This window comes from Bacillus sp. DX3.1 (assembly GCF_030292155.1).
Taxonomy (GTDB): Bacteria; Bacillota; Bacilli; order Bacillales; family Bacillaceae_G; genus Bacillus_A.
In genome coordinates this window covers 5,151,576-5,172,507 of record NZ_CP128153.1, presented here as the reverse complement: position 1 = coordinate 5,172,507, position 20,932 = coordinate 5,151,576, and the positions used below count along the sequence as shown (strand labels likewise).

21 protein-coding genes and 4 tRNA genes are annotated in these 20,932 nt (G+C 36.7%); 24 read left to right on the top strand and 1 reads right to left on the bottom strand.

From position 1 onward, the window contains the following. Positions 1-17: 17 nt before the first annotated feature. The 4 genes from rsmG to QRE67_RS25880 all read left to right on the top strand — a co-directional run bounded on the left by rsmG (position 18) and on the right by QRE67_RS25880 (position 3,508). Positions 18-737 carry a 16S rRNA (guanine(527)-N(7))-methyltransferase RsmG gene (gene rsmG, locus QRE67_RS25895; protein WP_286123005.1) on the top strand — a complete coding sequence of 240 codons (720 nt, stop codon included), beginning with the start codon at positions 18-20 and terminating at the stop codon, positions 735-737. 105 nt (positions 738-842) lie between these two features. Continuing rightward, a complete protein-coding gene (noc, locus tag QRE67_RS25890) occupies positions 843-1,715 on the top strand; it encodes a nucleoid occlusion protein (protein WP_286123004.1) in 873 nt (290 codons plus the stop codon). A 187-nt stretch (positions 1,716-1,902) separates the two neighbouring features. Then, a complete protein-coding gene (gene soj, locus QRE67_RS25885; RefSeq protein ID WP_286123003.1) occupies positions 1,903-2,664 on the top strand; it encodes a sporulation initiation inhibitor protein Soj in 762 nt (253 codons plus the stop codon). Further along, complete coding sequence (locus QRE67_RS25880) at positions 2,657-3,508, top strand: ParB/RepB/Spo0J family partition protein (protein ID WP_353507050.1); 852 nt, start codon at positions 2,657-2,659, stop codon at positions 3,506-3,508. Before soj ends, QRE67_RS25880 begins: the two co-directional genes overlap by 8 nt. Before the next feature lie 17 nt (positions 3,509-3,525). Here the strand turns inward: QRE67_RS25880 and yyaC are convergent, their stop codons facing one another. Further along, a complete protein-coding gene (gene yyaC, locus QRE67_RS25875; protein ID WP_286123001.1) occupies positions 3,526-4,122 on the bottom strand; it encodes a spore protease YyaC in 597 nt (198 codons plus the stop codon). 330 nt (positions 4,123-4,452) lie between these two features. On the opposite strand from yyaC, the gene QRE67_RS25870 reads away from it, so the two are divergent. From QRE67_RS25870 to yycJ, 20 genes are all read left to right on the top strand, one after another. Further along, the gene (locus tag QRE67_RS25870; protein WP_286123000.1) at positions 4,453-5,310 is read left to right on the top strand and encodes a mechanosensitive ion channel family protein; all 858 of its coding nucleotides are present in this window, start codon (positions 4,453-4,455) and stop codon (positions 5,308-5,310) included. Between the two features lie 22 nt (positions 5,311-5,332). Further along, positions 5,333-5,530, top strand: coding sequence for a DUF951 domain-containing protein (locus tag QRE67_RS25865; protein WP_286122999.1), 198 nt, complete (start codon positions 5,333-5,335; stop codon positions 5,528-5,530). A 116-nt stretch (positions 5,531-5,646) separates the two neighbouring features. After that, positions 5,647-6,747: a redox-regulated ATPase YchF gene (gene ychF / locus QRE67_RS25860; RefSeq protein ID WP_286122998.1), complete on the top strand. Its 1,101-nt coding sequence runs from the start codon at positions 5,647-5,649 to the stop codon at positions 6,745-6,747. Positions 6,748-6,937: 190 nt separating this feature from the next. Further along, positions 6,938-7,225 carry a 30S ribosomal protein S6 gene (gene rpsF / locus QRE67_RS25855; protein WP_286122997.1) on the top strand — a complete coding sequence of 96 codons (288 nt, stop codon included), beginning with the start codon at positions 6,938-6,940 and terminating at the stop codon, positions 7,223-7,225. Between the two features lie 30 nt (positions 7,226-7,255). Next, complete coding sequence (gene ssb / locus QRE67_RS25850; protein WP_286122996.1) at positions 7,256-7,771, top strand: single-stranded DNA-binding protein; 516 nt, start codon at positions 7,256-7,258, stop codon at positions 7,769-7,771. Positions 7,772-7,815: 44 nt separating this feature from the next. Beyond that, on the top strand, positions 7,816-8,052 hold the full coding sequence (gene rpsR, locus QRE67_RS25845; protein ID WP_020059677.1) for a 30S ribosomal protein S18: 237 nt from the start codon (positions 7,816-7,818) through the stop codon (positions 8,050-8,052). A gap of 79 nt (positions 8,053-8,131) precedes the next feature. Next, on the top strand, positions 8,132-9,070 hold the full coding sequence (locus QRE67_RS25840; protein WP_286122995.1) for a YybS family protein: 939 nt from the start codon (positions 8,132-8,134) through the stop codon (positions 9,068-9,070). 188 nt (positions 9,071-9,258) lie between these two features. Then, positions 9,259-11,232 (top strand): DHH family phosphoesterase, encoded by a 1,974-nt coding sequence (locus tag QRE67_RS25835; RefSeq protein ID WP_286122994.1) that lies wholly within the window; start codon positions 9,259-9,261, stop codon positions 11,230-11,232. After that, on the top strand, positions 11,229-11,675 hold the full coding sequence (gene rplI, locus QRE67_RS25830) for a 50S ribosomal protein L9 (RefSeq protein ID WP_286122993.1): 447 nt from the start codon (positions 11,229-11,231) through the stop codon (positions 11,673-11,675). The genes QRE67_RS25835 and rplI overlap by 4 nt, the downstream gene beginning before the upstream one ends. A 27-nt stretch (positions 11,676-11,702) precedes the next feature. Further along, on the top strand, positions 11,703-13,064 hold the full coding sequence (dnaB, locus tag QRE67_RS25825; RefSeq protein WP_286122992.1) for a replicative DNA helicase: 1,362 nt from the start codon (positions 11,703-11,705) through the stop codon (positions 13,062-13,064). Between the two features lie 215 nt (positions 13,065-13,279). Beyond that, positions 13,280-14,569 (top strand): adenylosuccinate synthase, encoded by a 1,290-nt coding sequence (locus QRE67_RS25820; protein WP_286122991.1) that lies wholly within the window; start codon positions 13,280-13,282, stop codon positions 14,567-14,569. Positions 14,570-14,718: 149 nt separating this feature from the next. After that, a tRNA-Lys gene (locus tag QRE67_RS25815) sits at positions 14,719-14,794 on the top strand. A gap of 13 nt (positions 14,795-14,807) precedes the next feature. Beyond that, a tRNA-Glu gene (locus tag QRE67_RS25810) sits at positions 14,808-14,879 on the top strand. Between the two features lie 24 nt (positions 14,880-14,903). Next, positions 14,904-14,979: transfer RNA gene (locus QRE67_RS25805), tRNA-Asp, on the top strand. A 42-nt stretch (positions 14,980-15,021) separates the two neighbouring features. Continuing rightward, a tRNA-Phe gene (locus QRE67_RS25800) sits at positions 15,022-15,094 on the top strand. A gap of 303 nt (positions 15,095-15,397) precedes the next feature. Further along, a complete protein-coding gene (gene walR, locus QRE67_RS25795) occupies positions 15,398-16,105 on the top strand; it encodes a cell wall metabolism DNA-binding response regulator WalR (protein ID WP_286122990.1) in 708 nt (235 codons plus the stop codon). A gap of 3 nt (positions 16,106-16,108) precedes the next feature. Then, on the top strand, positions 16,109-17,944 hold the full coding sequence (gene walK, locus QRE67_RS25790; RefSeq protein WP_286122989.1) for a cell wall metabolism sensor histidine kinase WalK: 1,836 nt from the start codon (positions 16,109-16,111) through the stop codon (positions 17,942-17,944). Next, entirely contained in the window at positions 17,941-19,290 is a 1,350-nt protein-coding gene (locus tag QRE67_RS25785; RefSeq protein ID WP_286122988.1) for a YycH family regulatory protein, read from the top strand. The genes walK and QRE67_RS25785 overlap by 4 nt, the downstream gene beginning before the upstream one ends. Continuing rightward, the gene (locus QRE67_RS25780; RefSeq protein ID WP_286122987.1) at positions 19,271-20,086 is read left to right on the top strand and encodes a two-component system regulatory protein YycI; all 816 of its coding nucleotides are present in this window, start codon (positions 19,271-19,273) and stop codon (positions 20,084-20,086) included. Before QRE67_RS25785 ends, QRE67_RS25780 begins: the two co-directional genes overlap by 20 nt. Before the next feature lie 6 nt (positions 20,087-20,092). Next, the gene (gene yycJ / locus QRE67_RS25775; RefSeq protein ID WP_286122986.1) at positions 20,093-20,887 is read left to right on the top strand and encodes an exodeoxyribonuclease YycJ; all 795 of its coding nucleotides are present in this window, start codon (positions 20,093-20,095) and stop codon (positions 20,885-20,887) included. Positions 20,888-20,932 lie beyond the last annotated feature (45 nt).

Here is a 20,932-nt window from a genome sequence, read left to right as displayed (position 1 = left end):
TTAGGGGATATGGCAAGATGAACATAGAACAATTTCAATCTATGCTAGGAGAAAGAGGAATTGACCTTTCTCCTCGGCAATTAGAGCAATTCGAAATTTACTTTGAAACATTGGTGGAATGGAATGAAAAAATGAATTTAACAGCTATTACAGAGAAAGAAGAAGTGTATTTAAAACACTTTTTCGACTCAATTACAGCTGCTTTTTATTATGATTTTTCAAAGCCGTTTTCTATTTGTGATGTTGGTGCAGGTGCAGGGTTTCCGAGTATTCCTTTGAAAATTTGTTTTCCACATTTGAAAATAACAATTGTTGATTCACTGCAAAAACGTATCAACTTTTTAAATCACTTAGCTGCAAAGTTAGAGCTAAAAGATGTAGCATTCTGTCATGATCGTGCTGAAACGTTTGGAAAAAAAGAAGAAGTACGTGAATCTTTTGATATTGTAATGGCACGTGCAGTGGCTCGTCTCTCTGTACTGAGCGAATTATGTTTACCTCTTGTGAAGGTCGGTGGGACATTTATTGCCATGAAGGGCGCAGCTGCTCAAGAAGAAATTGAAAAAGGTAAGCATGCTTTGCAAGTGCTTGGTGGCGAGTTAAAAGGGATTTATACGTTCCAATTACCATTTGAAGAAAGTGAACGTAATATCTTATCTATCGAGAAAAAGAGAAAAACACCAAAGAAATATCCGCGTAAGCCAGGGACACCCAATAAATTACCTATTGAAAAATAAATCTTATTAGACGTAAGATGAAATTATATAAATGGAAACGTAAATGTTTCTTGGGAAACATTTTTGTGTAGAACATTCAATAGGCCCAAAGGTGGTGGAATATGTATGAAAAATACGTTTTCTCGTTTATTTGGCTTTGGAGATAAAGAGAGCGAATTGGAATTACAAGACGAAAGCCATGAAGAAATAAATGAAAAAATAAATGAAGAAATACAACAAGTTCCAATAGCAAACATCATTCCGAATCGTTATCAGCCACGTACAGTTTTCGATGATGCTCGTATTGAAGAACTCGCTTTGACTATTCGTACGCATGGACTTATTCAACCAATTGTTGTGAGGCAATATGAGGAAGATAAGTATGAAATTATTGCCGGGGAAAGACGTTTTCGTGCTGCAACGAAATTAGGATGGGAAAAGGTCCCGGCAATTATTAAAAACTTAAATGATACGGAAACAGCTTCTGTTGCCTTAATTGAGAACTTGCAACGTGAGGAGTTAACGGCAATTGAAGAGGCTGTTGCTTATCAAAAACTAATTGAGTTACATAATTTAACGCAAGAAGCATTAGCGCAGCGACTCGGAAAAGGACAATCGACAATTGCAAATAAATTGCGGTTATTAAAGTTGCCCGAAGAAATTAAACGAGCGTTATTAGACAAGAGTATTACAGAACGTCATGCCCGTGCCCTTATTCCTTTAAAAAATGAAGAATTGCAGCTAAAAGTTTTACAAGAAATTGTAGAAAAGCAATTAAATGTAAAGCAGACAGAAGAACGTATCGCAAAGCTGTTGGAAGAAGTGAAGCCAAAACGAAAGGCTAAGCAAAAAGCAGTAAGTCGCGATACGCGAATTGCAATGAATACGATTAGACAATCATTACAAATGGTTACAAACAGTGGTCTAAATGTGAATTCTGAGGAAGAAGAATTTGATGAGTATTACCAGATCACAATTAAAATTCCTAAAAAGAAGTAATCAATATGTGATAGAGATCTCACCCTTTGGGGGAGGTCTTTTTTCTATATTTTTCTTTTGATTGAAGAAGGAGTTTTGTAATAAATTTTGAAGTTTAATAAGGATGCAAAAGAAAAAGGTTATTTCATGTTACAATAAACATAATTATTTGTAGAATAAGATAGAAAGGTTGAAAGTAGGTGACATCATGGGAAAAATCATTGCTATTGCTAATCAAAAAGGCGGTGTTGGAAAAACGACAACATCCGTTAATTTAGGGGCCGGCTTGGCACAGGTAGGGAAGAAAGTACTTCTTGTTGATATTGATGCTCAAGGAAATGCGACGACAGGCGTAGGAATCGAAAAATCCGAGTTAAATCAATGTATTTATAATGTTCTTGTAGAGGATGCGGAAGTTCAGGCAATTATACAGAAAACAGCAACAGAAAACTTAGATGTCCTACCTGCTACAATTCAATTGGCAGGTGCTGAAATTGAACTTGTACCAACAATTTCCCGGGAAGTTCGTCTACAAAGGGCCTTGCAACCAATTCGTAATGAGTATGATTATATTATTATTGATTGTCCCCCATCTTTAGGCTTGTTAACAATTAATGCATTAACAGCAGCAGATTCTGTTATTATTCCTGTTCAGTGTGAATATTACGCACTAGAGGGATTAAGTCAACTACTCAATACAGTTCGACTTGTACAAAAACATTTAAATAAAAATTTAGCAATTCAAGGCGTTTTGTTAACAATGTTAGATGCACGCACAAATTTAGGGATTCAGGTCATAGATGAAGTGAAAAAATATTTCCGAGATAAAGTATATCGTTCAATTATTCCGCGTAATGTCCGTCTTAGTGAAGCACCAAGCCATGGGAAACCAATTATGCAGTATGATGCCAAATCAAGGGGAGCTGAAGTATATATAGATTTAGCAGAGGAAGTGATTGCAGGTGGCTAAAGGCTTAGGAAGAGGAATTAATGCGTTCTTTCCAGATTTAGATGTGAAAGAGGAAGAAACAATTCAAGAAATTGCAGTAAATGAATTACGTCCGAACCCATACCAACCGCGAAAAACCTTTCAAAGAGAAGCAATTCAAGAATTGGCAGCATCCATTAAGGAACACGGTATTTTACAGCCACTGATTGTAAGGAAAAGTATTAAAGGATATGAAATTGTTGCTGGAGAACGAAGATATCGTGCTGCAAAAGAGGCGAGTTTTGAAAAGGTTCCAGCCGTTGTTCGGGCATTGAATGATCAACAAATGATGGAATTCGCTTTGTTAGAGAATTTGCAACGGGAAGATTTAAACTCCATGGAAGAAGCGGTAGCTTATCAAATGTTAATGGATGAGTTGAAAATAACACAAGAGCAATTAGCAAAGCGCCTTGGCAAAAGTAGACCACACATTGCAAATCATATTCGGTTACTTACACTCCCTTCATTCGTACAAGAAATGATTGAAAAAGGAAAACTATCGATGGCGCATGGAAGGACATTGCTTGCAGTAAAAGATAAAGAGCAGTTGAACAATTTATTAAAGCGTATTGAAAAAGAAGGTTTGAACGTCAGACAGCTAGAGCAAATTGTTCAACAGATGAATCAACGTGTTTCACGTGAAACAAAGAAAGCAAAACAGAAACGAAATATATTTTTTGAAGAGCGAGAAACATTGTTAAGAGAGAAATTTGGGACAGGCGTAAAAATTAAAGAAACAAAGAAAGAAAAAGGAAAAATTGAAATAGAATTTTTCAATAAAGAAGATTTAAATCGCATTTTAGAACTGTTATCAGATAAACATTAAAAAGCAAACCATCTTTTTTATAGATGGTTTGCTTTTTTCAGTACAGATAATTTTTGATCCGTTTCTTTTATGCTTTGTGCAATAACGTCTGCCATTTTCATAACAAGATTTAAGCGAGTATTTTGTAAAACAAAAAACTCCATAAAACCGTTTAAGTTAACGATGCCATGTATGTGCATTTGACCAATGGCAGGTAATTTTTTGTTCATTGCTGCTCCAGGTTTACTAGGCCCTTCACCAACGGTAATTGAACCGATATTTTGGGATTTTCCAAGACAGGCATCAATTGCGACAATAAAGGAATCTGGAAAAGAAGATTTTATATTCTGAATATTATCTTCGAGATTTAATGCATGGATAGGTTCGTCGAGTGTGCCGAATATATGGAAGTTTTGAATGTCCATTTGTTCTAATTTAGACCCGACTAATGGTCCAAGTGCATCACCGGTAGAACGATCTGTTCCGATGCAGATTAGAATGAGAGGTGTAGTTTGTTGGATAGGTATATGCGAGAGTAAGAAATTACCAATTGTCTCGGCGGCTTCTGAGTCGTGGTGCATGACATTTTGCGATTCTTTTTCAAAAAAAGGTAAGCGAAAACTTCCGATATTCATGAAGCATCCATCCTTTTGATAAATTTTACGATTCACTGTAAAAGTTTTTTGGTTGTAGAATTTATTTTATAAAGCTTCACTAATTGGGATATTAATTATAGGTAGTTAAAGAAAAATTAGTATGGAAAATTATAAGTTCGTTATTGTTGTAAGCTGATTATAAAACAAGAAATAATAGTACTAGTATATATATATAGCTACCATTTTATACCTCAATTAAAGTGAGTCAGTAAAAATACTGTAATAAAAAATTGTTCAGAAATAGGGAAAACTTCTGATACAATAAATAAGGAATAAAAAAAGAAATTTTAGTTGGCGAGGTAGAAGCATATGGATGTATTGACGAAATGGTTTGATGCTATAAATTGGACTCATATAGGAATGGCGACACTAAAAATATTAATTATTTTAGTACTTGGTGCAATAGTAGTTCGTCTTGCTAGAGCGATTGTTAGAAATGCATTTCGCATGGGAAGTCGCTCACCGATTCAAATCTCAGAGCGTCGTACAGTTACGGTAGCGAAATTACTTGAAAATATTGTAGCATACGTTGTTATTTTTATTATGCTAATTGCGATTTTAGGGGTATTTGGCATCAATGCAGGAGGTTTATTAGCCGGTGCTGGGGTAATTGGTTTAGCAATCGGTTTTGGTGCACAAAGTTTAGTGAAAGATGTTATTACAGGATTGTTTATTTTGTTAGAAGATCAATTTTCAGTAGGCGATTATGTGCGCATTGGACAATTTGAAGGTGTTGTGTTAGAAATTGGATTGCGTACAACTAAGATGAAAAGCTGGACAGGGGAAATTCATATTTTACCTAACGGAAGTATTATACAAGTAACAAACTTTTCCGTTAGTAATAGTGTTGCGTTTGTTGATGTATCGATTTCCTATGATAGTGATATTGTACGTGCAGAACGAATAATTGAAGAGTTATTAGAAGAGTTACCAGCAAAATATGAGAAAATGGTAGAAACGCCACAATTATTAGGTGTTCAAACACTTGGTGCATCTGAAGTTGTGCTCCGTGTAATTGCTGAAGTAGAACCGATGCAGCATGCACCTATCGCTAGAGCGCTTCGTAAAGAAATTAAAAATCGCCTTGATTTACACGGCATTGAGATTCCATATCCACATATGGTTTTATATAATCGTAAAGAGATGGTTAATCAAAAAGCAAATTAATACCGAGGGGGGAGTTTAGAGAGTGGAACAAAAGCAATATAACTTGTACGATGTTGTGGAAATGAAGAAAGCCCATCCATGTGGTGAAAATCGCTGGAAAATTATTCGTATGGGAATGGATATCCGCATTAAGTGCGAGGGATGTGATCATTCGGTAATGATTCCTCGAAGAGAGTTTGATCGTAAGGTAAAAAAAGTGCTTGTAAAGCACGAAGAATAAAGAAGAAAATAACAGCTGCGCCTCGCAGCTGTTATTTTTTTGGACCTGTAGGGAACTTGTCATTTTATTCGTTACTATCTATAATGATGGAAGATTGAGACATAGGAGTGAAAAATATGGGATTAACGGCTGGGATTGTTGGCTTACCAAACGTAGGTAAATCGACATTATTTAATGCAATTACACAAGCGGGAGCAGAATCTGCAAATTATCCATTCTGTACAATCGATCCGAACGTAGGGATTGTAGAAGTACCAGATGATCGCTTAGATAAATTAACGGAACTTGTTGAACCTAAGAAAACCGTTCCAACTGTATTTGAATTTACTGATATTGCAGGTATCGTAAAAGGTGCAAGTAAAGGTGAAGGATTAGGAAATAAGTTCTTATCTCATATTCGCCAAGTAGATGCAATTTGCCAAGTAGTTCGCTGCTTTGAAGATGAAAATATTACACATGTTTCAGGAAAAGTAGATCCAATTGATGATATTGAAACGATTAATTTAGAATTAATCTTAGCGGATTTAGAATCTGTTGATAAACGTATCGATCGTGTAGCAAAATTAGCGAGACAAAAAGATAAAGAAGCAGTATATGAGCATGAAATTTTAGTTCGTTTAAAAGAAGCGTTTGAAGAAGGAAAGCCAGCTCGTACAGTTGAGTTTACAGATGAGCAGATGAAACTTGTAAAAGGTCTTCATTTACTTACAACGAAAGAAATGCTTTATGTGGCAAACGTTAGTGAAGATGACATCATGGATCCATCTGAAAACGAATACGTAAAAATCGTAAAAGAATTTGCTGCAAAAGAAAATTCACAAGTAATTGTTGTATGTGCAAAAATCGAATCAGAAATTGCTGAGCTAGATGACGAAGAGAAAAAAGTATTTCTTGAAGAATTAGGTATTGAAGAGTCAGGTTTAGATCAGTTAATTCGTGCTGCATACGATTTATTAGGTCTTGCTACTTATTTCACAGCGGGTGTACAAGAAGTACGCGCATGGACATTTAAGCAAGGCATGAAAGCACCGCAATGTGCAGGTGTTATTCACACAGACTTCGAGCGTGGATTTATTCGTGCTGAAACTGTTTCATTCAATGATTTAATGGAGAACGGCTCTATGACAGCTGCTAAAGAAGCTGGGAAAGTACGCCTAGAAGGAAAAGAATATATTGTAAAAGACGGAGATGTTATGCACTTCCGCTTTAACGTGTAATTTTATCTTTCCTAGGAAAGATATGAATATTAACTTGGCAAATATATAATATGTTTGCCGGGTTTTTTATATATTAGTGAGTTGCTTCATCTAACCTACTATGATATAATCTAAACTCGTGAGTAATTACTATAATTAATTGCTCCTTGCCCAATATGGGCCGTTTAGACCAAAAGGAGGTGAAAGTGTAATGAAAAAGTACGAAATTATGTACATCGTCCGTCCAAACATGGAGGAAGAAGCTCAAAAAGCTTTAGTTGAACGTTTTGCAGGAGTTTTAACTGAAAACGGTGCAGAAATCATTAACACGAAAGACTGGGGTAAGCGTCGTTTAGCTTACGAAATCAACGACTTACGTGATGGTTTCTACATGATCGTAAACGTAAATTCTAACGCAGAAGCGGTTAAAGAATTCGATCGTTTAGCGAAGATCAGTGAAGATATCATTCGTCATATCGTTGTTAAAATCGAAGAATAATAATTATGATATATAGGGAGAGTGGTTCGATTGATGAATCGTGTTATACTCGTTGGTCGTTTAACTAAGGACCCTGACTTACGTTACACGCCAAATGGTGTTGCAGTAGCTACTTTCACGTTAGCTGTGAATCGCGCATTTACGAATCAGCAAGGTGAGCGTGAAGCTGACTTTATTAACTGTGTAATATGGCGTAAACAAGCAGAAAACGTGGCGAATTATTTGAAAAAGGGTAGTTTAGCGGGCGTAGATGGACGTCTTCAAACTCGTAATTACGATGGACAAGATGGTAAACGTGTATATGTAACAGAAGTTCTTGCGGAGAACGTACAGTTTTTAGAGCCGCGTAATAGCGGTGGTGAGCAACGCGGTTCATTCAATCAGCAGCCCTCAGGAGCTGGTTACGGAAATCAAGGCTCTAACCCATTTGGTGGTCAATCTGGTAATCCGGGTAACTCAGGTAACTCTGGATTTACGAAGAATGACGATCCATTTTCAAATGTAGGTCAACCGATCGATATTTCGGACGACGATTTACCATTTTAATGGTGTAGATCGGTTATTTTAAAACAGAATGGAGGGAAATGAACATGGCAGGAGGACGCAAAGGTGGACGTGCGAAACGCCGTAAGGTGTGTTTCTTCACATCTAACGGTATCACTCGCATCGACTATAAAGATGTAGATTTACTAAAACGCTTTGTTTCTGAACGTGGTAAAATTTTACCTCGTCGTGTAACAGGAACTAGCGCGAAATATCAACGTAAATTAACAGTTGCAATTAAACGTGCTCGTCAAATGGCACTTTTACCATATGTTGGTGAATAATAGCGTATGAAATGCACAGTAGAGTGAGACTCTACTGTGCATTTTGCTATGCTTTTCTTTTTGAGAGAGAGGTTAAAAGATGAAACAGACACGACTTATTACAGATGGCGCAGTTTTATTAGCTATATACGCAGTTTTATTATTAGTGTCTCGGTATATACCTATTGTTGGTACTGTTGTCATGTTTGCACTTCCAATACCATTTCTTATTTTTATGATAAGATACCCATTTCGTAGCGCTTGTATGCTTTTTGGGGCAGCCCTGTTAGTTACGGTTATCGTTAGTTCACCACTCAGTATTGTAAATACATTTATGTCTGGCATAATTGGTATTTCTTTAGGATATATGTATAAAAAGCAAAAAAGTCCGGCGGGAATATTATTAGTAGGGACACTTGTATATCTTATTAATTTTGTATTAATTTATGTTGTAAGTGTAAAATTCTTCAACATAGATTTCATTAAACAAATGCAAGATACGTTCAGACAAGCAATGGAGCAAAGTGAAAAAATGATGAAGGTGGTAGGTGCGCCGGTAAATCCGGAACAAAAAGAAATGTTTGAACAACTGGGTGATACACTTCGAATCCTTTTGCCGAGTTTACTTGTAATGGTTTCTTTCATTTATTCCTGGATTACAGTTTTAATGGCAGGGAATGTTTTAAGAAGATTAAAATGCAAGGTGCAGCCATGGCCTCAATTTCGAGATATGCAATTACCAAAAAGCATTGTTTGGTATTACGTTTTGTTTATTTTACTTTCGACATTTATGAAAGTAGAATCAGACTCATATGCAAATATGGCATTCTCTAATTTATATGCAATTTTTTCATTATTGCTGTTCTTTCAAGGGTTTTCGTTTATTTCCTTCTTTACGCATGTGAAAGGATATACGAAAGCTATTCCCATTTTCATCTTTGTTATAGGGATGTTTGTTCCTATGCTGTTTCCTCTTGTGATAATCTTAGGTATAATTGATTTAGGCTTTGCATTGCGTTCTAAAATACAATCAAAATAAGTAGGAACGGAAGACAAGTATATCAGCTTTTTATGGTCGCTCTAACTTGTAGTAAGGTCCTTGTATCATAGTAAAAAAGAGGACTTGGAAAATCGCTACTTGGAAGAGCTTAATTCGTTCAACTAGCCATTGGCAGGAATCGAGGGTTCAATCATTTATGGAAGTTTTACTTTATAGGAGTTGGATACATGCCTGAATTTTATAAGAAACAGCGGTTTTTATATCCTGTTTATGTATTGGCATTTTTTGTGTTTGTGCTCATTACCATTCTCGGTTATTTTCACTGGATTATGGGGATGACCGCTTTTTTTATTTTTTGTATTGTCCTCTTTTTCGTTATTAGATTCGAGATTGCGTTTCAAAGGAGTTTCGAAAAGTATACAACGGATATGATTACAAGAGTAAAGAAAGTGAGTAACGAAGCGTTTAATCAAATGCCAATTGGTATTTTGTTATACAATAAGGATTATGGAATCGACTGGGCAAATCCTTATTTGTCTTCCTGTTTAGGACAGCATTCTTTGGCTGGTTGGCATTTGTACGATGTGTCAGAAACGCTCCTTCTCTTTAGTAAAGGGGAAACAGCGGACGATATCGTCTCTTTAAATAATCGTAAATTTCGTGTGTTTGTAAGGAAAGAAGAAAAGCTGATTTATTTCTTCGATGTAACAGAACAAACTGAAATTGAAAAAATGTATGAGGATCAACGAACAGTGTTGGCAGTTATTTATTTGGATAACTATGATGAAGTGACACAAGGACTAGATGATCAATTGCGTACCAATATAACGAGTCTTGTTACATCTCGTTTAAATGAATGGGCTTTAAAGTATGGTGCATATTTAAAACGCGCCTCGTCTGAACGTTTTTTCGCTGTGTTAAATGAAAGTATTTTAGCACAAATGGAGAAAAGTAAGTTTGATATTTTAGACCAAGTGCGTGAAGAAACATCAAAACGAAACATTTCACTTACATTAAGTGTTGGTGTTGGATCGGGTGATTTATCTTTATCGGAACTTGGAGCGATGGCGCAGTCTGGCTTAGATCTTGCATTAGGAAGAGGTGGAGACCAGGTTGCGATCAAACAGGCGACTGGCAAAGTGAAATTTTACGGTGGTAAGACGAACCCTGTTGAAAAACGCACACGTGTACGTGCACGCGTCATATCCCACGCTTTAAAAGATTTAGTATTAGAGAGCAGTAATGTCATTATAATGGGTCACCGTGCTCCTGATATGGACGCTATTGGAGCGGCAATTGGTATTTTAAAGGTAGCGCAGCTAAATGAGCGTGAAGGATACATTGTGTTAGATGAGAATGACTCCGATAAAGGAATTAAACGTTTAATGGATAAAGTGAAGCGGAATGATGATTTATGGTCTCACTTTATTACACCAGAACAGGCTATGGAATTTGCAAATGACGATTCATTGCTCGTCGTGGTAGATACGCATAAGCCTTCGATGGTGATGGAAGAGAAGCTTCTACATAAGATTGAAAATGTAGTTGTCATTGACCATCATCGCCGGGGTGAGGAGTTTGTTGAGGATCCTCTTCTTGTGTATATGGAGCCATATGCGTCTTCAACAGCAGAATTAGTAACAGAGCTCCTTGAATACCAGCCAAAACGTTTAAAAATGACAATGCTAGAAGCCACTGCTTTGCTGGCTGGTATTATTGTGGATACGAAGAGTTTTACGTTCCGGACGGGTGCTCGTACATTTGATGCAGCTTCCTATCTACGCTCGCATGGGGCGGATACAGTTCTTGTACAGGAACTGTTAAAAGAAGATATGGAACATTATTTACAAGTTGCAAAAACAATTCAAAATGCTTACATTTATAAAAAAGGAATTGCAATCGCCAAAGTAAATGGTGATGAATATTACGATCAAGTATTAATTGCACAATCAGCTGATACGTTGCTGACTATGACAGGAGTAATTGCTTCTTTTGTCATTGCAAAACGTGGGGAAAGCTTCATCGGAATTAGTGGTCGTTCTTTAGGAGAAGTGAATGTGCAGCTAATTATGGAAAACTTAGGAGGTGGCGGGCATTTGACGAATGCTGCCACACAAATGAAAAATGTAACCGTAGATGAAGCAGAAGAAAAACTTCAATTTGTTATTGAGGATTATTTACAGGGAGGCACACAATCATGAAAGTAATTTTTCTAAAAGACGTAAAAGGTAAAGGGAAAAAAGGAGAAGTAAAAAACGTACCGGATGGTTATGCAAATAACTTCTTATTAAAACAAGGATTAGCTGCGGAAGCAACAAGCGGCAGTATGAAAATATTAGATGCGCAAAAACGTAAAGAAGAAAAAGATGCAGCTGCTGAGCTTGAAAATGCTAAAAAGTTAAAAGAGACTTTAGAAAAGCTAACAGTAGAAATTAAAGCGAAATCAGGTGAAGGCGGTCGTTTATTTGGTTCCATTACAAGTAAACAAATTGTAGATGCAATGCAAAAAGCACACAGCATTAAGCTTGATAAACGTAAATTTGAAATGGATGATGCAATTCGCGCACTAGGATATACAAATGTACTTGTGAAATTACATCCACAAGTAACAGCGACAGTAAAAGTTCATGTTAGTGAACAATAAAAATAGTTTAGGCAAGGAGGATTGCGTATGAGTGACGTATTTGCTGATCGTACCCCTCCGCATAATATAGAGGCTGAACAGGCTGTTTTAGGGGCTATTTTTCTCGATCAAGAAGCGTTAACTTCAGCTTCAGAAATGCTGCTGCCTGAGGCTTTCTATCGAACGGCACACCAGAAGATTTTTCAAATTATGCTTGAACTATCTGATAAAGGAGAACCAATTGACTTAGTTACGGCAACAGCATCACTTGCTGACCAAGGGCTATTAGAGGAAGTTGGCGGTGTTTCTTATTTAGCAGAATTAGCAGAAGCTGTTCCGACAGCTGCTAACGTAGAGTACTATGCACGCATTATTGCAGAAAAATCACTTTTGCGTCGTTTGATTCGAACGGCAACGCACATTGTGTCAGATGGCTATGAACGGGAAGACGATGTAGAGGCGCTTTTAAATGAGGCGGAAAAAAAGATATTAGAGGTATCACAGCAAACTAATACAAAAGCCTTCCAAAACATTAAAGATGTTCTCGTAACTGCTTACGATAAAATTGAATTATTGCATAATCAAAAGGGTGATATTACAGGTATCCCCACTGGTTTTACTGAATTAGATCGAATGACAGCGGGATTTCAGCGTAATGATTTAATTATTGTAGCAGCCCGTCCATCAGTAGGGAAAACGGCTTTTGCGTTAAACATTGCACAGAACGTAGCTACGAAAACAGATGAGAATGTTGCGATTTTCAGTTTAGAGATGGGTTCTGATCAGCTTGTTATGCGTATGCTTTGTGCGGAAGGAAATATCGATGCACAGCGGCTACGTACGGGTTCATTAAATTCAGATGACTGGGCAAAATTGACGATGGCAATGGGAAGTCTTTCAAATGCCGGGATTTTTATTGATGATACACCAGGTATTCGTGTGAGTGAGATTCGTGCGAAATGCCGTCGATTAAAACAAGAACATGGCCTTGGGATGATCCTAATTGATTACTTGCAGTTGATTCAAGGTAGCGGAAAATCAGGTGAAAACCGTCAACAAGAAGTATCTGAAATCTCACGTACACTAAAGGGGCTCGCGCGTGAGTTACAAGTTCCAGTTATTGCCTTATCTCAGCTATCTCGTGGCGTTGAATCTCGTCAAGATAAACGTCCGATGATGTCTGATATTCGTGAATCAGGAAGTATCGAGCAGGATGCTGATATTGTAGCGTTCTTATATCGTGAAGATTACTATGATCGTGAAACGGAAAATAAAAATACGATTGAAATTATTATTGCAAAGCAACGTAATGGTCCGGTAGGTTCTGTAGAGCTTGCGTTTGTGAAGGAATTTAACAAATTCGTAAACTTAGAGCGCCGTTTTGATGATGGACATGCACCGCCGGCATAGGGAAAGTATAAAAAAGAAACACATTTCTTATAATAAGATGTGTTTCTTTTTTTGTGTATAAAAGATAGGGCTTTCACAGCGGAAACAAAGAATTCTTACGAACGAAAATGATAAAAGTTTAAAAAATGTTCGTTTTCAAATTGACTTCTCTTTTCATTTTGGTACAATTATATTGTTTGAAAAGATCGTTTGAAAATTGCGGAGGTGCTTGAATAATGTCTTCAGTAGTAGTTGTAGGAACACAGTGGGGCGACGAAGGAAAAGGTAAAATTACTGATTTCCTTTCTGAACATGCGGAAGTAGTTGCAAGATATCAAGGTGGGAATAATGCAGGACATACAATCGTTTTTGGCGGTGTAAAGTATAAATTGCACTTAATTCCATCTGGTATTTTCTATAAAGAAAAAATTTGTGTTATCGGAAACGGTATGGTAGTAGATCCAAAAGCATTGCTTGAAGAATTAAAATACTTACACGATCGTGGTGTGAGCACTGATAATTTACGTATTAGTAACCGTGCACACGTTATCTTACCTTATCATTTAAAACAAGATGAGTTAGAAGAAGATCGTAAAGGTGATAATAAAATTGGTACAACGAAAAAAGGTATCGGTCCTGCATATATGGATAAAGCTGCTCGTATTGGTATCCGTATGGCTGATCTTTTAGATCGTGAATCATTTAAAGAAAAGCTTGAGCGTAACCTTGCAGATAAGAATCGTTTGTTTGAAAAAATGTACGATGCTGAAGGTTTCACTGCTGAAGAAATTTTTGAAGAATATTATGAGTACGGTCAACAAATCGCACAATATGTATGTGATACATCTGTTGTCTTAAATGATGCGTTAGATGAAGGACGCCGTGTATTATTTGAAGGTGCACAAGGCGTTATGCTTGATATCGATCAAGGTACGTACCCGTTCGTTACATCTTCTAACCCAGTTGCTGGTGGTGTAACAATTGGTTCTGGTGTTGGTCCTTCTAAAATTAAACATGTAGTAGGCGTATGTAAAGCATATACAAGCCGTGTTGGTGATGGTCCATTCCCAACTGAACTTAATGATGAAATTGGTCATCAAATTCGTGAAGTTGGTCGTGAATATGGTACAACTACAGGTCGCCCACGTCGCGTAGGCTGGTTCGATAGTGTTGTAGTAAGACATGCACGCCGCGTGAGTGGTCTGACAGACTTATCTTTAAACTCTATCGACGTATTAACAGGTATTCCAACTGTGAAAATTTGTACTGCATACAAATATAACGGTGAGGTAATCGATGAGTTCCCAGCGAACTTAAATATTTTAGCAAAATGTGAGCCAGTATATGAAGAGCTTCCAGGTTGGACAGAAGACATTACAGGCATGAGAACATTAGCTGAACTTCCTGAAAATGCAAGACATTATGTAGAGCGTGTATCTCAATTAACAGGTATTCCATTATCTATGTTCTCTGTTGGACCAGACCGTAACCAAACAAACATTGTTCGTAATGTATACGGCATCTAATCATTGCCATTGATATTAGTAAAGAGCCCATGTTCACATGGGTTCTTTTTTCATGTTTTGTATAAGAAATAAAAAAAAGTATTGCAAAAACAAATCACTTCATGATATGATAACTCTTGTCGTCACGAAAATATGACGTTGGTGAGAATGAGCCATTAGCTCAGTTGGTAGAGCATCTGACTTTTAATCAGAGGGTCGAAGGTTCGAATCCTTCATGGCTCACCATTTAATTTTTCGTGGCCCGTTGGTCAAGTGGTTAAGACACCGCCCTTTCACGGCGGTAACACGGGTTCGAATCCCGTACGGGTCATTTTTATTTATATATATTTTTTGTGGTCCCGTGGTGTAGTGGTTAACATGCCTGCCTGTCACGCAGGAGATCGCCGGTTCGACCCCGGTCGGGACCGCCACTTTTGTTTATACCACCATTAGTGGTTTTATATATATGTTTTGGCTCGGTAGCTCAGTCGGTAGAGCAGAGGACTGAAAATCCTCGTGTCGGCGGTTCGATTCCGTCCCGAGCCACTCTCAGGATATTAAGTGGGCCCACTTAATATCCTTTTTATATTGTTCAATTTTACAAATGAGAGCAGTTCTTTTACAATAGAATGAGGAGCCTCTAGCAGTTGAAGCTAGAGGCTTTTCTGTAGATCGTATAAGGTTCCGCTTGTAAGTGGAACATACATGATTCTATGAGAATAGAGGAGAAAATACTCAGACAGTGGATGTGTTTGTATTGAACATCTATATGTAGGATGTAGACTACATATAGATGCCTACGTATGTTTGAGGATGATTGACCATATTTTTATTAGGAGGAAACAAACGATGATGGGAAAAAAAATCTTAGTCGTTGATGATGAGAAGCCGATTGCAGATATTTTAAAATTTAACTTAGAAAAAGAAGGTTTTGAAATTGTAATGGCACATGATGGTGATGAAGCCATTGAAAAGGCAAATGAAGAGCAACCAGATATGGTTTTATTAGATATTATGTTACCAGGGAAAGATGGTTTAGAGGTTTGTCGTGAAATACGAAAAAATCATGAAATGCCAATCATTATGCTAACTGCAAAGGATTCCGAAATCGATAAAGTATTAGGTTTAGAACTTGGTGCAGATGATTATGTAACAAAACCATTCAGTACGCGTGAATTACTCGCACGTGTAAAAGCAAACTTGCGTCGCCATCAACAAGGTAGTTCAGCAGAAAAAGAAGAAAACACGGAAATGGTCATTGGACCAATTGTTATTAATTCAAATGCGTACAGTGTAACAAAAAGGGAAGAAAGTATTGAGCTAACGCATCGTGAATTTGAATTGCTTCATTATTTAGCAAAGCACCTAGGACAAGTTATGACGCGTGAACACTTATTACAAACAGTTTGGGGCTACGATTATTTTGGAGATGTACGTACAGTAGACGTAACAGTAAGACGTTTACGTGAGAAAATTGAAGATAACCCAAGTCACCCAACTTTAATTGTAACAAGACGTGGAGTAGGCTATTACTTGCGTGATCCAGAGCAGGAATAATATATGAAGAAAGTTGGTTTTTTTCAGTCCATTCATTTAAAGTTTGTGCTCATTTATATGCTATTAATTTTAATAGCCATGCAGGTTATTGGTGTATATTTTGTTCGAGAGTTAGAAAAAAGTCTTGTAATGAGCTTTAAAGATTCGCTAACGCAGCAAACGAATTTACTCTCTTACAATTTGAAACAAGAGTTTACAAAAGAGCGTGAGAAAACAGATCCGCCGTTAGAACAGGTTATTAAAACGACTATAGAGGAATTTTCTTCGAATCGAAATACAGCTATTCAAGAAGTGCGTGTCATTGATCCGAACCGACGCTTATTAGCAACATCTGATCAATCTAGGCAAGATATGGTAGGTAAGACGGTAACTGATATATCGGTGCAGCGGGCAATCGTACAAAAAAAGACAAATAGTAAGGATGAGAAGGATGGCAAGACGGGTCGGCGTGTCCAGGTCATGGCAACTCCAATTGAAGGGAAAAACGGAAAAATAATTGGTGTTATCCATATCATTGCTTCTATGGAAGATGTTTATAAGCAGATGAAAGATATTAATCAAATCTTTGCGACTGGGACAGTGATTGCTTTATTAGTGACTGCAGTCCTAGGAATTTTATTAGCTCAGACAATTACAAGACCGATTTCGGATATGCGAAGACAAGCGATTGAAATGGCGAAAGGAAATTACTCGCGTAAAGTAAAAGTGCATAGTCATGATGAAATTGGTCAGTTAGCCTTATCATTTAATAATTTATCGAAAAAATTACAACAAGCACGTTCTTCTACAGAAAGTGAAAGACGTAAGCTGTCATCTGTTTTATCTCATATGACAGATGGTGTAATTGCTACAGATCGAAAAGGGGATATTATTTTATTAAATGATCCTTCTGAAAAAATGTTAAACGTTTCACGTGAAACGGCTCTAGATCAGTCAATTTTAGAAGTGTTAGGTATTCAAGAAGAATTTACGTTAGATCATTTATATGAAGAACCAGACTCTGTGTTATTAGATTTTAGTACGCGAGATGAGCCATATATTTTACGGGCTAGTTTTTCTGTTATTCAAAAAGACACTGGTAAAGCAAACGGTTTAATTGCTGTGTTGTATGATGTGACAGAACAAGAGCGTATTGATCGAGAACGTCGTGAATTTGTCGCGAATGTTTCGCATGAACTTCGTACACCGCTAACAACGATGCGCAGTTATTTAGAAGCATTAAGCGAAGGTGCATGGCAAGATCCGAATATTGCACCGCAATTTTTAGCGGTAACACAAGATGAAACAGAAAGAATGATTCGACTTGTAAATGCTTTATTACAATTATCTAAATTAGATAGTACAGAATATCGTTTAATGAAAGAATGGGTTGATTTCACAGATTTCTTTAATAACATAATTGATCGTTTCGAAATGTCAAAAGAACAAAATGTCATCTTTAAACGTTCATTCTCTAAAAAATCTCGTTTCATCGACATGGATACTGATAAAATTACCCAAGTTTTATATAACATTATTTCGAATGCCTTAAAGTACTCTCCAGAAGGTGGAACGGTAACATATCGTTTGCGCGATCGAGAGGATATGCTAGAAATTAGTGTAAGTGACCAGGGAATGGGGATTCCGAAAGAAAATGTAGATAAGATTTTTGAGCGTTTTTATCGTGTAGATAAGGCGCGTTCCAGACAGATGGGTGGAACGGGTCTAGGTTTAGCCATCGCTAAGGAAATGATTCAAGCACATGGTGGATCTATTTGGGCGAAAAGTGAGGAAGGAAAAGGGACAACTATTTATTTCATCCTTCCAATGGCGAAGGAAGAAGAGGACGAATGGGAATGAATATGGAAAACTTTAAAACCATTGTTCTAATTAATTTAGTTGTCATTAGTTTATTTCTTACTTTTAATTTATGGACATATGTACCTGAATCTAATCCATTGCAAAGTACAAAGTTTTTTGGACAAGGGAATACAACGGAAACAAAACAAGACGTTTCTAATGTCATTGTGCCGTCTTCTATGATTATTCATAAGGATAATAAGGAAAACAAGCATTTTGCAAGTGAAAAGAAGGAACTTATTAACTTACTATATACAATACTTGAGAGAGGGGAGTTTCACGATTTTAAGGATATTTCAGGTTCAATTCCTAAGAGTGAGTTCCTCTCTTATGTGCACGGTGATGGTAAGATGGAAATTATTTTCCCGACAGAAATTCCATTTGATACAATCAGAGGCGTATTAACAATTAAGGATAAAAAGTTAGAAAAGTATACATTTGATCGTATTGTTGTGGATCCTTCTAGAAGCCGTGATCAAAATATTGATGTGAATTTTGTTTCATATAGTAATCGGAAAATATATAAAATGACATTGACCGGTGTTGCCCTTAGAGATGTGATAAATGCACAAAATCAATTTTCGGAACTAGCAAGACCGTATTTTGCATACGACATAAATGATATGAAAAAAATATTTTTACCAGATGGTCAAATAGAAATGCAAGCTAAGTTTTATATGACCACTGACATTGAGGTAGATTCATTTAAAAATGCATTGTTTAGAGACCCTCGTTATGTGAAGAGAATCCCTGGTGAAACAGAGGACACATATACGGATGGTATTCGCCTTATGCAAGTAAATAAACATAACCCAGTGTTAGAATACACAAATTCATCTGTAGCAGATGGTGGGCATATGTACGGATCTCTTCTCGTGGACCGTAGTTTTGAATTTATTAATGGTCATAGTGGTTTAACGGATGATTACCATTTTGATTACATGGATTCGACAGGTGAAACGCAATTTCGTTTATATGTGGGTGACTTCCCAGTGTTTAACAAAGAAGGGTTATCTACATTAACACAAGTGTGGGGTGCGGAGGATTTAATTAGTTATAAACGTCCGTTATTTAAGTTGCTTACTAATAAAGGGGACGATAAACCTACGTCTCTTCCAAGTGGATGGGTTGTTATTCAATCATTAGAAAAGAACCCAGCAATTAATAAAGAGTTAATTCAAGATATTAGATTCGGCTATAAACTTTTACCGGTTACTGGAATAAACGGAAATGTAGCAGCGGTTAATTTAAAACCGATTTGGTATGTGGTTTATGGCGAGAATCATTTGGTATATGAGTGGAATGAGGAGAAGGAGGGAGAGTTAATTGGACTGGAACAGGATTAAAACAATTTTTATTGTTACCTTTTTTGTTTTAGATCTCTTTCTCGTTTTTCAATTCATTCAAAAACAAGATAGTAATCAATTAGAACTGATGACGGAAACAGATGTTAGTGATCAATTGAAAGCGGATAAAATTACAATTGGTAACTTACCAAAAGAGCCAAAGAAAGATTCGTTTATCACGGCGAGAAATAAGACATTTACAGAAGAGGATATTCATTCTTTAAAAAATCAAACACCTATTTTACAGGACTCAAACAAAATTGTAAGTAAGTTAAAAGAACCATTGTTAAGTGCAAAAGTACTTTCAAAAGATAACTATAGTGAGTTTTTAAAAAATTATGTGTTAGATGGTCAGAAATATGAATTTGGTAAAGCTGATGGAATGAAAATCTATTTCTTTCAAAAGTATAAAGATAAACCGATCTTTTACAATGATCATGGGATGATTGTTGCAGAGTTAAATGAAAAAAATGAGTTTGTTTCATATACACAAACGATGTTAACTGAATTGAAAGAGATGGGTGACGATGGAAAGCCAAAAGAGCAAGAGATTATCACAGCTCAAAATGCTTTAGAAACTTTATACGGGAAAAACCAATTGAAACAAAACACGAATTTTAAAGTGGCACAGATTGGATATTCAACTGTTGTCGCGCCTTCCTCTTCCAATGTACAAGTGCTTGCTCCAACATGGAATTTAAGAACGGATCGAAAAGTAGACTATTTCGTAAATGCTATTGAAGGACAAGTTATTAAGCTGGATAAAGAGAAGGAAAACGAACAAATAATGGAGTGAGCATAAATGAGTTTGCATTTTAGTGTACTTGCAAGTGGCAGTACGGGAAATGCGCTATATGTGGGGACAGAACGAGAAAAGTTGCTCGTTGATGCAGGCTTAAGCGGAAAAGCGACAGAAGCTTTATTTCAGCAAGCTGAATTAGATATTTGTGATATCTCAGGTATTCTCGTGACACATGAGCATAGCGATCATATTAAAGGCCTTGGCGTTTTAGCACGTAAATATCATTTGCCTGTGTATGCCAATGAAAAAACGTGGAATGCTATGGAACATTCAATAGGCAATATTCCAACAGATCAAAAGTTTATTTTCTCAATTGGAGACGTAAAAACATTTGGCGATATTGAAGTGGAATCATTTGGCGTTTCTCATGATGCCGCAGAACCGATGTTTTATACGTTTCATCATAATGGTAGAAAGTTAGCTCATATTACAGACACAGGCTATGTAAGTGACCGTATGAAGGGAATCATTAAAGGTGCGAATGCTTTTGTTTTTGAAAGTAATCATGACGTGGAGATGCTCCGTATGGGACGCTATCCATGGAGCACCAAACGACGTATTTTAAGTGATGTAGGTCATGTTTCGAATGAAGATGCTGCACTTGCGATGACCGATGTCATTACAGATGAGACGAAACATATTTATTTAGCGCACTTAAGTTCAGATAACAATATGAAAGAACTAGCACGTATGTCTGTCGCACAGGTGTTAGAAGAAAAAGGATTTGCCGCAGGAGACGCATTTAAAATACATAATACGGATCCAAAAGCACCAACGAAAATTCAATACGTATAATTCTTTTTTTTAGTAAACAATAAAGGGGAATACAGTTGTTTTCGG

Bases quoted from the DNA above. Each gene is read 5' to 3' on its own strand.
- rsmG (WP_286123005.1), top strand. From the start codon at position 18: ATGAACATAGAACAATTTCAATCTATGCTAGGAGAAAGAGGAATTGAC.
- noc (WP_286123004.1), top strand. From the start codon at position 843: ATGAAAAATACGTTTTCTCGTTTATTTGGCTTTGGAGATAAAGAGAGC.
- soj (WP_286123003.1), top strand. From the start codon at position 1,903: ATGGGAAAAATCATTGCTATTGCTAATCAAAAAGGCGGTGTTGGAAAA.
- yyaC (WP_286123001.1), bottom strand. From the start codon at position 4,122: ATGAATATCGGAAGTTTTCGCTTACCTTTTTTTGAAAAAGAATCGCAA.
- QRE67_RS25870 (WP_286123000.1), top strand. From the start codon at position 4,453: ATGGATGTATTGACGAAATGGTTTGATGCTATAAATTGGACTCATATA.
- ychF (WP_286122998.1), top strand. From the start codon at position 5,647: ATGGGATTAACGGCTGGGATTGTTGGCTTACCAAACGTAGGTAAATCG.
- rpsF (WP_286122997.1), top strand. From the start codon at position 6,938: ATGAAAAAGTACGAAATTATGTACATCGTCCGTCCAAACATGGAGGAA.
- rpsR (WP_020059677.1), top strand. From the start codon at position 7,816: ATGGCAGGAGGACGCAAAGGTGGACGTGCGAAACGCCGTAAGGTGTGT.
- QRE67_RS25840 (WP_286122995.1), top strand. From the start codon at position 8,132: ATGAAACAGACACGACTTATTACAGATGGCGCAGTTTTATTAGCTATA.
- QRE67_RS25835 (WP_286122994.1), top strand. From the start codon at position 9,259: ATGCCTGAATTTTATAAGAAACAGCGGTTTTTATATCCTGTTTATGTA.
- rplI (WP_286122993.1), top strand. From the start codon at position 11,229: ATGAAAGTAATTTTTCTAAAAGACGTAAAAGGTAAAGGGAAAAAAGGA.
- dnaB (WP_286122992.1), top strand. From the start codon at position 11,703: ATGAGTGACGTATTTGCTGATCGTACCCCTCCGCATAATATAGAGGCT.
- QRE67_RS25820 (WP_286122991.1), top strand. From the start codon at position 13,280: ATGTCTTCAGTAGTAGTTGTAGGAACACAGTGGGGCGACGAAGGAAAA.
- walR (WP_286122990.1), top strand. From the start codon at position 15,398: ATGATGGGAAAAAAAATCTTAGTCGTTGATGATGAGAAGCCGATTGCA.
- walK (WP_286122989.1), top strand. From the start codon at position 16,109: ATGAAGAAAGTTGGTTTTTTTCAGTCCATTCATTTAAAGTTTGTGCTC.
- QRE67_RS25785 (WP_286122988.1), top strand. From the start codon at position 17,941: ATGAATATGGAAAACTTTAAAACCATTGTTCTAATTAATTTAGTTGTC.
- yycJ (WP_286122986.1), top strand. From the start codon at position 20,093: ATGAGTTTGCATTTTAGTGTACTTGCAAGTGGCAGTACGGGAAATGCG.